A 13,127-nucleotide genomic window follows, 5' to 3' on the forward strand; every position below is an offset into this window, starting at 1 on the left:
GATCCTGCGACCGGGAAGGATTTTTCTCTTGGTGCGGCGGTCCCCTATCGTCGGGACCTAGGTCCTGTGGGGGGTGTCACTCGTGCGCACGCGCTTCGCGATCGCGTCCATCATCGACTCGACGGCCAGCGGTGTGTGGCCGCCGTTCGCGTTGTTGTTCCTGGTCAACGCTCAGCACCTGACGCAGACGACGGCGGGGATGAGCCTCACGGTCGGCGGGCTGATCGGTGTGACGGCCGGACCAGCGGTCGGGGTGCTGCTCGACCGGATCGGCCCGGCGAAGCTGGTAATCGCTTCCAACGTCGTGCGGCTGGTGGGCTTTCTCTACTACCCACACGCCGACACGGCGTGGGAGGCGGTTCTCGTCGCGACCGTGATCAGTGTCGGCGACCGTCTCTTCTGGACGTCGAACGCGCCGTTCGCGAAGGCCGTCAGCAGGGGCGACCGGGATCTGGAGCGGCTGCTCGGCCGCCAGTCGATCGGCCGGTTCGCCGGGTTCGGGCTCGGGTCCGCGCTGATCGGGGTCATGCCGGACGTGGCCGATCCGGCGGTCTACAACGTGGTGAACTACGTGACCGCGGCGCTGCTCGGGGTGGCGGCGGTGGTCCTGGTGGGGATCAGGACGCCGCCGCGGGTGTCGACGGCGAAGGCGGACTGGGCGGTCGTGGTCAAGGACCGCCGTTATGTGGCGATCTGCGCGACGCAGATCCTGTTCTGCCTGGCCAGTGTCGGCAAGTACACGGTGCTGCCGATCGCGGTCATCAACGAGCTGCACGAACCGCAGTGGGTCGTGGCCGCCGCCATGATCACCGGGACCGCCGTCTACATCGTGGCGCAGGAGCCGGTGCTGCGGATCGCCGAGCGGTTCCCGCGCAGCCTCGGGATGGCCGTCGCCGCCGGGCTGTTCGCGGTGAGCTTCGCCGCTCTCGCTGTCTTCCCGGCCATTCCGGTGCTCATCGCGACGAGCGCGCTCATGTCGCTCGCCGAGACCCTTTTCAGCCCGCTCAGCACGGCGGCGGCCGCCGACGCGGCGCCAGAACAGGCTCAGGGCCGCGCCAGCGCCCTGTTCCAGCTTTCCTGGGGCGTTTCCGTCGCCGTCGGTCCCGGGCTGCTGACGGGCCTCCTGGCGTTGGGTACGGCCCCGCTGTGGTTGACGCTGGCGGTCATCTCGGCGGCGGCCGTTCCGGCCGTCATCGCAACGCGACCGCGACCTCCGCGGCAGTCCGCACAACCTGCGGCCCCACGACCTCCGCGTGCAGACGTTCGAAAGTGACCACGCCGACGCTGGCACGCAACCCCGACACGCCACGCACGGGCGCGGCGATGCCGAACGCCCCGGCCTGCAGCTCACCGGCCGTCGACACCCACTCCGGCCCTTCGAACGGCAGCAGGATGGCTTTGCCGGACGCGCCCTTGTTCAGCGAATGACGCGTTCCGACGCGGTAGGCCACGTGATACGCCGTCCACGACGGCTCGACGACGGCGACGGCTTGTGCCTCATCGCCGTCGGCGACCGTCAGGTGCGCGGTCGCGCCGATGGACTCGGCGAGCTCGCGCAACGCGGGCAACGCGGCGTGCCGCAGTTGCGGCAGGACACGCGATGACAACCGCAACAGACCCAAGCCGAGGCGTACACGAGAGCCCTCCCTGCGCACCAACCCGCGTGCCTGGAGCGGCACGAGCAGCCGGTACACCGCCGCGCGGCTGGCGCCGATCGCGGCGGCGAGGTCGCTGATGGTCGGCGCTTCCGACTCCGAGTCGGCGACCGCCTGCAGCAGCGCCAGCCCCCGGTCGAGCGTCAGGGAGCTCTCTTTGCCGTGCACGCCCGGCGAGGTCATGACGCGGGTGTCACGGTTCCGACGACCTCCGCGAGCCCGACGACGGAGCCGTTCGGGCCCGGCGCGGTCGCGGTGATCCGCACGGTGTCGTCGTCCTCAAGGAATGTCCGCTGCTCACCGCCTGCCAGCGAGATCTTGTCCCGCCCGCCCCAGCTCATCTCCAGGAAGCACCCGAGCTTGTCGCGTTCCGGACCGGAGACGGTGCCGGACGCGAACAGATCGCCTGGCCGCACGGTCGCGCCGTTCACGGTCATGTGCGCCAGCTGCTGGGCGAACGAGTAGAACATGTCCGCGAACCGCGGCCGGGACACGATCGTGCCGTTCCAGTCGACCTGGAGCAGCAGATCAAGGCCCCACGGCTGGTCCTCGACCAGGTAGTCGAGCACCGCGTGGTCGCGCGGTGGCGTGTGCACGCGCGCGGCCGAGAACGCGTCCAGCGGGGTCACCCACGCCGAGACGGACGTGGCGAACGACTTGCCGAGGAACGGACCGAGCGGCTGGTACTCCCACGCCTGGATGTCACGCGAGGACCAGTCGTTGACGAGCACGACGCCGAACACGTGGTCCGCGGCCGACGACACCGGGACACGCCCGGTGACCGGCCCGCCGCAGACAAAACCGACCTCGGCCTCGATGTCCAGCCGCTGCGACGGCCCGAACGTCGGGCCGTGCTGGCCGCGCCGCTGACCGTGCGGCCGTACGACGGGCGTGCCCGACACGACGATGGTTCCCGCGCGGCCGTGGTAACCGACCGGCAGGTGAGTCCAGTTGGGCAGCAACGGCTCGTCGTTCGGCCGGAAGATCCGGCCGACGTTCTCCGCGTGGTACTTCGACGAGTAGAAGTCCACGTAGTCGGCGACCGCGAACGGCAGGACCGGCTCGCCGAGGGGCACGAGCGCGGCGCCCTTCGGCGCGGTCGGCGCCTGCGTGAGCTCGATCAACCGGGCCCGCACGTCGGTCCACGCCTGCCGACCCGCCGCGAGCAACGGGTTCAGCGAATCGGCCGCGACCAGGTCGGCGTGCTCACCGAAGGTCTCGGCGATCGGCCGCAACGGCAGCGCCTGATCGCCGAGGCGCACGGCGATCTGGCCGTCCACGACGCCGTACGGCAGCGTCTGCGGACCGAACGGCTGGTCGGCACTGAAGGCCTCGTCCTGCACCCACGTCACAGCAACCCCAGTTGTTCCAAGTCGGCGACCGGCTCGGCCAGCGAGCACGAGCCGTAGGACGCGAAGACACCGCGGACCGCGTGCGAAGCCGCCTCGGACAGCTCGGCTGCCTCCTTGGCGAGCGCCTCGGAGTCCGTGCTGGTGAGCGCCTCGCGGACATCCCCGCCGGCCAGCGACCGGGCGGTCGCCACGAGCAGGTTGAGGAAGCCGTGGTGGGTGAATCCGGTCTCTTCGTCAGTGTGCCGGACCGCGTTGTGCAGACCGGCGGTTGCCTTGAACGACACGCCGCCCGCGCTGACCACCGACATGAAGTCGGAGATCTCGTCGACGGTCGGGAAGGCCTGCTGGCTCAGCCCGCCGCAGCGCAGCTTGGGCCAGCTGCCGTGCTCGGCGACCCTGCGGATGCTCTCCAGCCAGTCCGGGCCGCCCCGGCGCGGCTCGATGACGCGGATGACGTCCTCGGGCACGAACTCGGAGACCCGCTCAAGCCACTGGTCGTCGACGTCGGACGGCGCGGGCATCTCGACCATTCGCAGTGCGAGCAGTTCGGTGCGCGATTCGACGATGGACAGCGCCTTGGGCACGCCCCCGAGGCCGGTGTCGATCACCAGGGACAGTGCTACGGGCTTGACCGGCCGGGCCTTGATCAGCTCGGTGATCAGCTCCGGCAACCGGGACGCCGGACACAGGAAGAGACCCATCACGGCGGCCCGGTTCGACGACCGCATCGCCAGGTGCGCGGCGATGGCGTCGGGCATCGCCGCGTTGCCTGGCGGGAACAGGGCGGCGTCGTCGACAAGCCTCGCGAGCAGGGGCGGAACACCTCGAGGGCCGGGCGGCGGGAGTTCGACTGCGCTTGACACGGCTGACACGCTAGTAGCGTACCGGCAACTGAACAAAAATGTCCGCTATCCGGACACAGGAGAGGCCATGCCTTACTACCGAAGCGTGGGTGAGATCCCCCGAAAGAGGCACACGCAGTTCCGCAAACCGGACGGGTCGCTCTACGCCGAAGAGCTGATGGGTGTCGAGGGGTTCTCCAGCGATTCGGCGCTGCTCTACCACCGCCACCTGCCGACCGCGATCGTCGACGCGGTCCAGGTCGCCGACGAGCGCTCGACCACCCCGAACCTCCCGCTGAAGCCGAGGCACTTCAAGTCGCAGGAGCTCAAGTGGGACTCCCCTGCCGAGGTCGACGCGGTGACCGGCCGCAGGCTGCTGTTCGGCAACGCCGACGTGAAGATCTGCTTCGTCGCGGCCACGCAGCCGTCCCCGCTGTACCGCAATGCCGCCGGTGACGAGCTGCTGTACGTGCAGACCGGCAGCGCCGTGATCGAGACGATCTACGGCCCGCTGGCCGTCGGTGACGGCGACTACGTCGTGATCCCGACGTCATGCACCTACCGCGTGATTCCCGGCGACGACCTTCGCCTGCTGGTCCTCGAGGCCACCGGGCACATCGGCCCGCCCAAGCGCTACTTGAGTGCGAAGGGGCAGTTCCTCGAGCACGCGCCGTACTGCGAGCGCGACCTGCGCGGTCCGACCGAGCCGATGCTGGCCGACGGAACCGACGTGGACGTGTTCGTGCGCCACCGCGCGGGCGTCACCAAGTTCACCTACGCCAACCACCCGTTCGACGTGGTCGGCTGGGACGGCTCGTTGTACCCGTGGGTGTTCAACATCCGCGACTTCGAACCGATCACGGGCCGCGTGCACCAGCCGCCGCCCGTGCACCAGACGTTCGAAGGCCCCAACTTCGTGGTGTGTTCGTTCTGCCCGCGCAAGGTCGACTACCACCCGCTGGCCGTGCCTGTGCCGTACAACCACGCCAACGTCGACTCCGACGAGCTGATGTTCTACGTCGGCGGGAACTACGAGGCCCGCAAGGGCTCCGGCATCGGGTTGGGTTCGTTGTCACTGCACCCGTCCGGATGCACACACGGCCCGCAGCCCGGCGCCGTCGAAGCTTCGCTCGGCGCGGAGAAGTTCGACGAGACAGCGGTCATGGTCGACACGTTCCGGCCGTTGGAGCTGGGCGAAGGCGCCGAGGCGTGCGAGGACCCGCGGTACGCGTGGAGCTGGGCGCGGCGGGGCCCCGACTGGAGCTGAACCTCCCGCAACCGGGCCGTTTCGACCATGATCCACTCCTGACCTGGGCCAACGAGAACTGTCGGTGGGTGGCCCTAGAGTCTCATCCGAGATCGAGACTTTGGGGGTCCTGCCGAAATGGATGTCGACGCGGTCCTTGCCATGGCGCCGGACAAGCAGGTCGCGAGCAGCGCGGCCCGCTTGGCGGCGCCTGGCAACTGGAGCGAGCTCGGGTACGACGAGCACGCTCTGTGGGGCTTGTGCAAGGGCAGCGGCAAAAAGCCGTACCAGGTGTGCGTCGACCTGACCGACCGCGCGACCAAATGTTCTTGTCCCTCACGGAAATTCCCGTGCAAGCACGCCGTCGCCGTTCAGGTCATGCACGCCCGTGGCGGCGCTCCGGCAGGCACCGCGCCCGAGTGGGTCAGCGAGTGGCAGCACCAGCGTGAGGTCCGCAGAACACCCAAGCCGGTGGACGATTCCCCCGAGGCCGTCGAACGCCGGGCCGCGCAGCGGGCCAAAACCGTTGAGGCGCGTGATCTTGCCGTGCAGGGCGGGGTCGCCGGGTTGCGGGAGTGGCTCGCCGACGTCGCCCGCCGGGGCGTGGCCGAACTGGCCGGCCGGGACCGGGCCTGGTGGGAGTCGATCATGCGCCGGATGGTCGACGCGCAGGCCCCTGGGCTGGCCGGCGCGTTGGAAGACCTCGCGGCTGCCGTTTTCGCCGGCGGCGCGAACTGGACCGAGCGGGCAGCCGACCGTCTCGGCGGGTTGCACCTGCTGGCGACGCTCGCGGCCAATCCGCCGCCCGAGCTCGAAGACGTCATCCGGATGCGTCTCGGTTACACCGTCACCGAACAGGAAGTCCGTGACAAACCGGGGTGGCGCGACACGTGGGTCGTCCTCCTTCGCAAAGACGAGGACGACGGCCGCGTAAGGACGACGCGGCAATGGGTGTGGGGGCGTGAGCGACGTGAATGGGTCATGGTCGTTCGTCACGCGGCCGGTGGCGCGATTCCCGGGCCCGCGTTGCCCAACGGTGAGTTCACCGGCGATCTGCACCCGTATCCGGCCGGTGCGCCGCGCCGGATGGCGGTCGGTGATCGCGATCCGTCCACGGCAACCCGCCCGATCGACCTCTCCGACACGTGGACGGACGCGTTGGCCGGTCTGGAGCCCCTGCTCCGCCAAGATCCGTGGCAGCGGCTGCACCCGTTGACCTGCAAGCAGATCCGTCTGGCCGACGGTCTGGTCGCCGTCGATGTCGACGGTCGCGCGTTGCCGGTGGTCGACGATGTCGCCGCCGATCGAGCGCTCGCCATCCACGGCGGTCACCCGTTCGACGCCATCGGGTTGTGGGACGGTTGGTCGGTCAAGCTCGGCGCGGTCGCCGAGCCCGGTGGCGCCCCGGAGGTCGTGTGATGAGCTGGCCGGAGGTCACCCAGAAACTCGTCATCGGCTCACCGGACCCGGAGCGGGCGCTCGCCGACTCCGCCGCGTTCGGCCTGGCCAGGCGAGGTGGCCGGATCGCGCCCGAAGCCGCGGCCGAGCCGATCCCGCCCGCGCCGCAGGACACCCGCGCCGAGGCGTCCGCCCGTGTCGGTGCGATCTTCAGCCAGGTGATGGCCACGGAGGACAACGAGATGCTGCGCGAGTGCTGCCTCGCGCTCGACCGGGCGAACCTCGTCGTCCCGTATCGCCAACTGCCGGACATCCTGGCCGCCGCGACGGCCCGATCCGTCGTGCGGGACGCGGTTCTGCCCGCGCTCGGGTCGCGGGGGCGGTGGCTCGCGCAGCGCCGGGCCGGCTGGGCGTGGGCGGCGGGCCAGCAGGACACCGACGGCCCGATCGACATCGAGGACGCGCTCGACCTCTCGCCCGTGCAACGCAAAGCACGGCTCGTCTCGGCCCGCCAACAGGATTCCGCGCGATTCCGGGCGTACATCGCCGAGCACTGGTCCGAACTGCGCCGGGTCGAGGACCGCAAGTTCCTGATCGCCGCCTTGTCGGAGGGCCTCACCGCCGAGGACGAGCCGCTCCTCGAACAGGCGCTCGACGACCGGTCCACCAACGTCCGTGAGGAAGCCGTCGCGTTGCTGCGCAGGCTGCCGGGCTCCGCACTGTCCAAACGGGCCGAACAACGCCTGCGCGACGGCCTGCTGGACGACACGGTGGACCTGCACCCGGACGGTCCGTACGAGCAGGAGCCCACGCGCGACGAACTGCGCGACTCGCCGGTTCGCCGGACGGGGTCCGCGCGGCTGAAGGCGGACGCGGCCAGCGTGTCGCCGGATTTCTGGCTGGACTGGCTCGGCCCGAAGGCGCCGCGCAAGCTGCGGCTGAGCACGTGGGGAACCGCGCTGCTGCAAGGCGTCGCGGAAAACCTCGGCGCCGCGCGCGATCCTGTTCCCTGGCTGACCGATCTCGCCTCCACGATCAGTTCGACGGCCCTGCTCGACGCGTTGGACAAACTCCCGTCGGCCACGCTCGCCCGTGTGTTGATCAAGCTCGCCGGGTCGTGGGACGCCAACGAACTCGACTACTTCTGCGGACTGCTCCCCTCACCGTGGCACCCGGACGTGACCAGGGTCGTGCTGGAGCGCTTCGCCGAACTGGCCGACCGCGGCTGGCGCGTCGGCCGACCGCCCGAAGCCTTGTTACGCCGTGGGGACCTGCGCGTCCTGCACGACCACTGGCCGCGCATAGCCGCGCGCTGGCCGGTGCACGGCGCCGAAGAACTCGTCTTGCGGCTGCGAACTGAACTCCACGAAGAGATCGAACGGAGCGGAAACCCGTGACCACACCGACTGTGCTGCGCCCCAGTGCGGAAACGCAGTACGCCGAAGAACTGGCCGCGCTGGCCGCTGCCGACGACAAGCCGCGCCCGCCGAAGTGGAAGCTCTCGCCGCAGGCCGTCGTGCAATACGTCCTCGGTGTCACGCTGCCGGACGGGACCGTGATCACGCCCAAGTACGTCGGTGACCGCCGCCTGGTCGAGGTCGCGGTCAGCACCCTGGTGACCGACCGCGCGCTGTTGCTCGTCGGTGTCCCCGGAACCGCGAAGTCGTGGCTGTCGGAGCACCTCGCGGCGGCGATCAGCGGCGATTCGACGCTGATCGTGCAGGGCACGGCGGGCACGAGCGAGGAAGCGGTCCGCTACGGCTGGAACTACGCGCGGCTGATCGCCGAAGGTCCCAGCGAGGCCGCGTTGGTGCCCAGCCCGGTGCTGCGCGCGATGCAGACCGGTGCCGTGGCCCGTGTCGAGGAGCTCAGCCGGATGCCCGCCGAGGTGCAGGACTCGCTGATCACGATCCTGTCCGAGAAGGCGCTGCCGGTGCCCGAGCTGAACCTCCAGGTCCAGGCCGTGCCGGGCTTCACGCTGATCGCCACGGCCAACGACCGCGACCGCGGCGTGAACCAGATGTCGTCCGCGCTCGCCCGCCGCTTCAACACCGTCGTGCTCCCGCCACCGGCCACCGAGGACGCCGAGGTGGAGATCGTCAGCCAGCGCGCCGCCCAGTTAGGGCGCGCGTTGGAACTGCCGTCCGAGCCGCCCGCGTTGGACGAGGTCCGCCGGGTCGTGCGGATCTTCCGTGAGCTGCGCAACGGCACCACGGTCGACGGTCGCACGCAGGTCAAGAAGCCGAGCGGCAGCCTGTCGACGGCGGAGGCGATCTCGGTCGTGACCAGCGGGATGGCGTTGGCCGCGCACTTCGGCGACGGCAGCCTGGGCGCCGACGAGCTGGCCGCGGGCCTGCTCGGCGCGGTGATCAAGGACAGGGTGTCGGACACCGTGGCCTGGCAGGAATACCTCGAAGCAGTGGTCAAGGAGCGCAGGGAATGGCGCGACCTCTACCGGGCATGCCGGGAGCTGGATCCGGCCTGATGAAACCGATCCCTGACCGGGTGACGCTGGTCGGCATCCGGCACCACGGCCCCGGCTCGGCCCGCATGGTCCGTGCCGCGCTCGACGCCGTGCGTCCCCAGTTGGTCCTGGTGGAGGGCCCGCCGGACGCGGACGCGCTGATCGAGCACGTCGGTGAGCTGATCCCGCCCGTGGCGTTGCTGCTGCACGACGCGACAGATCCGGCGAACGCCGCGTTCTGGCCGTTCGCGCGGTTCTCGCCCGAATGGCAGGCGCTGACGTGGGGCGCGCGGCACAACGTCGACGTGCGGTTCGCGGACCTGCCGGCTGGGGTCTCGCTGTCCCGTGCGGACGACGCGGACGAAGTCGACCGTGTGGTGGTCGACCCGCTCGGAGTGCTCGCCGAGGCGGCCGGGTTCGACGACCCGGAACGCTGGTGGGAGGACGTGGTCGAGCACTCCAGCGCGGAGCCGACACAGCTCGCCGCCGCGGTCGCCGAAGCCATGACGGCGCTGCGCGAGGAGTTCGCGGACACGGTCGACCGGCGAACGCTGCGACGCGAGGCATGGATGCGCCAGGTCCTGCGCAAGGCGTTGACCGAGTACGACGGGCCGATCGTCGTGGTCTGCGGCGCCTGGCACGTGCCCGCCCTGCGCGAGCTGCCTGCCGCCAAGGCGGACGCGGACCTGCTCAAAGGCCTGCCGAAGAGCAAGATCGCGGGCAGTTGGGTGCCGTGGAGCCACGGCCGTCTCGCCGCGACCTCGGGCTACGGCGCGGGCGTGGCGTCACCGGGCTGGTACGCCCACTTGTGGGAGTACCCGAACGACACGATCCCGCGTTGGATGGCGCGCACGTCGCACGTGTTGCGTGAGGAGGGCCTGTCCGCGTCCACCGCGAGCGCTGTGGAGGCTGTGCGGCTGGCGGACACGCTGGCCGCGTTGCGTGGACGGCCGTCGCCGGGGTTGTCCGAGGTCAGCGAGGCCGCGTTGGCCGTGCTGTGCGGCGGGGACGATGTCGGGCTGCGCATCGTCCACGAGAAGCTCGTCGTCGGCGAGGAACTCGGCGCCGTCGGGGATGGCGTGCCCCGGTCCCCACTCGCGACGAATCTGGAACGGTGGCAGCGCAAGCTGCGCCTGCCCGCGAGCGCGGCCGAGAAGAGCATGCGGCTGGACCTGCGGCGCGACATCGACCGTGGCCGGTCGCGGCTGTTGCGGCAGTTGCACGTGCTGGACGTGCGGTGGGGCGAGCCGGACGAGACGACCACGCTCGGCACGTTCGCCGAGGCGTGGACAGTCCAATGGGATCCGGGCCTCGCTGTCGCGGTCGCCGCGGCCGCCCGTCATGGCGCCACTGTGGAGGGCGCGGCCGAGCACGTGTTGTTGGAGCGGACCAAGTCCGCCGAAACAGTGGCCGCGGCTGCGGAGGTCTTACGGGAGGCGGTCGCGTGCGAGCTCGTCAGCGCTGTCACGGCGGCGCGTGCCGCGCTGGACCGTTGCGCCGCGGCCGCGACGGACGCCCTCGAGTTGCTGCAGGCGTTGCCCGCGTTGGCCGGGACCGTCCGATATGGATCGGTGCGTGGTACTGATCCGGAGTTGTTGCGGGCTGCCATGCACGGTCTGCTCGCCCGCGGGTCCGCAGGCTTACCGTTGGCGTGCCACGGAATCGACGACGCCACAGCAGAAGTCGCTTTATCGACATTGGACACCGCGCACGAAGCCGTCTTGCTCGCTGCGGACGAGGAGCACTCCGCGGGCTGGTGGGAGGCGTTGCACCGGCTCGTGCGGACGGATCCGTCGGCACACGGTCTGCCAGTCGGACGAGCGACGCGGTTGCTGTGGGAAGACGACCGCCTGGACACCGAGGCAGTCGCGATCCGCATGCAACGAGCCGTGTCGATCGCTTCGTCGGGCACGTCGTTCGTCGCGGGGTTCCTGCGTGGCTCGGCCGTCCGGCTCGCCGCCGACCCACGGCTGCTCGGCCTGGTCGACGACTGGCTCACCGGACTGCCGACCGAGGGGTTCGAGGACGCGTTGCCGTTGTTGCGGCGCGCGATCTCCACCTTCTCCGCGCCCGAGCGCCGCACGCTGGCCGAACGCGTCGGGCAGGGCGCGGGAGCGGCAGTGCTCGTCGTTGACGACGGCGACCCGGACCGCACTGAGCGCCTCGTGGAATTCGTGCGTGGGTTGTATGAGAGGGCGGGAGTATGACCGACGAACGGCTGCGTCGATGGCGGCTTCTGCTCGGCCCCGAGGCCGACCAACTCTGCGGCCTCGGTGACGACGACACCCGCCGCGACAGCGCGTTGACCGCGTTGTACGGCGGCGACAGCGACGGCAAACGAGGCGCCGGGCTCGGCGCCAGTTCGCCGAAACTGCACCGCTGGCTCGGCGACGTGCGGACGTACTTCCCGAAGTCCGTCGTGCAGGTGATGCAGCGTGACGCCGTGGAACGCCTCGGCCTGACCAAGCTGTTGCTCGAACCGGAGCTGCTGTCGTCGGTCGAGCCAGACGTGAACCTGGTCGGCACGCTGGTGTCTCTGTCCCACGCGATCCCAGCCCGGACAAGGGAAACAGCGCGAGCCGTGGTCCGCCAGGTGGTCGAGGAGATCGAACGCAAGCTCGCCGACCGGCTGATAGCCGCGGTGACCGGCGCGATCGACCGGTCCCGCCGGACCAGGCGGCCCCGAATGTCCGATGTGGACTGGTCGGCGACGATCCGGGCGAACCTGCGGCACTACCAACCCGACCAGCGCACGCTCGTGGTGGAGAACCTGATCGGCTCACACCGCCAGTCCCGCAGCGCGGCGTTGCGGGACGTGATCCTGCTGGTCGACCAGTCCGGTTCGATGGCAGAGTCGGTGGTGTACTCGGCGGTCTTCGGCGCGACGCTCGCCTCACTTCGTTCGGTCAACACAAGGATGGTCGTGTTCGACACCGAGGTCGTCGACATGACGGAAACCCTGGACGACCCGGTCGACCTGCTGTTCTCCACCCAACTCGGCGGCGGAACGGACATCAACCGCGCGGTGGCGTACGCGCAACAACACATCCGCCGCCCGGCGGACACAGTGGTGGTCCTGATCAGTGACCTCTACGAAGGCGGCGTCGCGGCCGAACTGCAACGCCGCGTCCGCGAAATGGTCGCGAGCGGCGTGATGGTCGTGGTCCTGCTCGCCCTGTCCGACAGCGGCAAACCCGCCTACGACCACGAACTCGCCGCGCGACTGTCGGCGATCGGCGCCCCGTCGTTCGCCTGCACCCCGGACGCCTTCCCCGACCTGCTGGCCACAGCCCTGCGCCGGGAAGACGTCGCGGCGTGGGCGGAACAGGAAGGCATGGCGGTCGGGAAATGATCGAGACAGACCTGGAACTGCCCGGCGGACAACGTCTGCACATCTACGACACGGGCCCAGCGCGACACACCGTGTTCTGGCACCACGGCACCCCCAACATGGGCACGCCACCAGCCCCGCTAATCCGACCGGACGTCCGCTGGGTCTCCTACGACCGGCCCGCCTACGGCACATCGACGCCCCTGCCAGGCCGGACCGTCGGCTCCGCGGCAGACCTGGTCAGCGCAGTCGCAGACGCCTTGGACATCGACAGATTCGCCGTCATGGGCCACTCCGGCGGCGGTTCACACGCCGTCGCCTGCGCCGCGAAGCTCACCGACCGCGTAACGGCCGTCGCCGCGTTGGCCACAGTGGCACCGTCCGACGCAGCGGGCCTCGACTGGTTCGACGGAATGGCAGCCGCGAGTGAGGCCTCACTACGCGCGGCAGCAGCCGGGCGTGCGGCCAAGGAGAAGCACGAGGCCTCAGCCGAGTTCGACCCCGGGGTGTTCACACCAGCCGACTTCGACGCCCTGTCCGGCACGCAGTCCTGGCTCGGCGCCGTGGTCGACCCCGCCATCGCCGCAGGCCCAGACGGCCTGATCGACGACGACCTCGCCTACGTCGCCTCCTGGGGCTGCGACCCGGCAACGATCACCGCCCCCATGCTCCTGCTGCACGGCGAAGAGGACCGCATGATCCCCGCTTCCCACAGCGCATGGCTCGCCACCCACTGCCCGACAGCCGAACTCCGCCGCACCCCCGGCGACGGCCACATCTCCGTCCTGAACCACGCCCCGGAGGCCCTCGACTGGCTCACCGAAAGCCACTAGCAACGC

Annotated in this window: 11 protein-coding genes; 8 read left to right on the forward strand and 3 right to left on the reverse strand. The window is 70.2% G+C overall.

Annotated features, from left to right (window positions below; translation table 11 throughout):
• Positions 1-82 precede the first annotated feature (82 nt).
• A complete protein-coding gene (locus ALI144C_RS42430; RefSeq protein WP_143231196.1) occupies positions 83-1,273 on the forward strand; it encodes an MFS transporter in 1,191 nt (396 codons plus the stop codon).
• On the opposite strand, the gene ALI144C_RS42435 is transcribed toward ALI144C_RS42430, so the two are convergent.
• From ALI144C_RS42435 to ALI144C_RS42445, 3 genes are read right to left on the reverse strand one after another with little or no spacing between them, the layout of a single operon-like run.
• Entirely contained in the window at positions 1,191-1,838 is a 648-nt protein-coding gene (locus tag ALI144C_RS42435) for a helix-turn-helix domain-containing protein (protein ID WP_076992947.1), read from the reverse strand. The two genes, ALI144C_RS42430 and ALI144C_RS42435, sit on opposite strands and share 83 nt — an antisense overlap.
• Positions 1,835-3,007, reverse strand: a complete 1,173-nt coding sequence (gene fahA / locus ALI144C_RS42440) for a fumarylacetoacetase (RefSeq protein WP_076992948.1) — start codon at positions 3,005-3,007, stop codon at positions 1,835-1,837. The genes ALI144C_RS42435 and fahA overlap by 4 nt, the downstream gene beginning before the upstream one ends.
• The gene (locus tag ALI144C_RS42445) at positions 3,004-3,870 is read right to left on the reverse strand and encodes a hypothetical protein (RefSeq protein ID WP_269086735.1); all 867 of its coding nucleotides are present in this window, start codon (positions 3,868-3,870) and stop codon (positions 3,004-3,006) included. Before ALI144C_RS42445 ends, fahA begins: the two co-directional genes overlap by 4 nt.
• Positions 3,871-3,937: 67 nt before the next feature.
• On the opposite strand from ALI144C_RS42445, the gene ALI144C_RS42450 reads away from it, so the two are divergent.
• The 7 genes from ALI144C_RS42450 to ALI144C_RS42480 all read left to right on the forward strand — a co-directional run bounded on the left by ALI144C_RS42450 (position 3,938) and on the right by ALI144C_RS42480 (position 13,121).
• Positions 3,938-5,116: a homogentisate 1,2-dioxygenase gene (locus ALI144C_RS42450; RefSeq protein ID WP_076992950.1), complete on the forward strand. Its 1,179-nt coding sequence runs from the start codon at positions 3,938-3,940 to the stop codon at positions 5,114-5,116.
• 117 nt (positions 5,117-5,233) lie between these two features.
• The gene (locus ALI144C_RS42455) at positions 5,234-6,514 is read left to right on the forward strand and encodes an SWIM zinc finger family protein (protein WP_076992951.1); all 1,281 of its coding nucleotides are present in this window, start codon (positions 5,234-5,236) and stop codon (positions 6,512-6,514) included.
• On the forward strand, positions 6,514-7,890 hold the full coding sequence (locus ALI144C_RS42460; RefSeq protein WP_076992952.1) for a DUF5691 domain-containing protein: 1,377 nt from the start codon (positions 6,514-6,516) through the stop codon (positions 7,888-7,890). Before ALI144C_RS42455 ends, ALI144C_RS42460 begins: the two co-directional genes overlap by 1 nt.
• The gene (locus tag ALI144C_RS42465) at positions 7,887-8,978 is read left to right on the forward strand and encodes an ATP-binding protein (RefSeq protein ID WP_076992953.1); all 1,092 of its coding nucleotides are present in this window, start codon (positions 7,887-7,889) and stop codon (positions 8,976-8,978) included. Before ALI144C_RS42460 ends, ALI144C_RS42465 begins: the two co-directional genes overlap by 4 nt.
• A complete protein-coding gene (locus ALI144C_RS56020) occupies positions 8,978-11,164 on the forward strand; it encodes a DUF5682 family protein (protein WP_076993682.1) in 2,187 nt (728 codons plus the stop codon). Before ALI144C_RS42465 ends, ALI144C_RS56020 begins: the two co-directional genes overlap by 1 nt.
• Positions 11,161-12,309 (forward strand): VWA domain-containing protein, encoded by a 1,149-nt coding sequence (locus ALI144C_RS42475; RefSeq protein ID WP_076992954.1) that lies wholly within the window; start codon positions 11,161-11,163, stop codon positions 12,307-12,309. The genes ALI144C_RS56020 and ALI144C_RS42475 overlap by 4 nt, the downstream gene beginning before the upstream one ends.
• A complete protein-coding gene (locus ALI144C_RS42480; RefSeq protein ID WP_076992955.1) occupies positions 12,306-13,121 on the forward strand; it encodes an alpha/beta fold hydrolase in 816 nt (271 codons plus the stop codon). Before ALI144C_RS42475 ends, ALI144C_RS42480 begins: the two co-directional genes overlap by 4 nt.
• The last annotated feature ends 6 nt before the right edge of the window (positions 13,122-13,127 follow it).

Source organism: Actinosynnema sp. ALI-1.44, from assembly GCF_001984155.1.
Classification (GTDB): domain Bacteria; phylum Actinomycetota; class Actinomycetes; order Mycobacteriales; family Pseudonocardiaceae; genus Kibdelosporangium.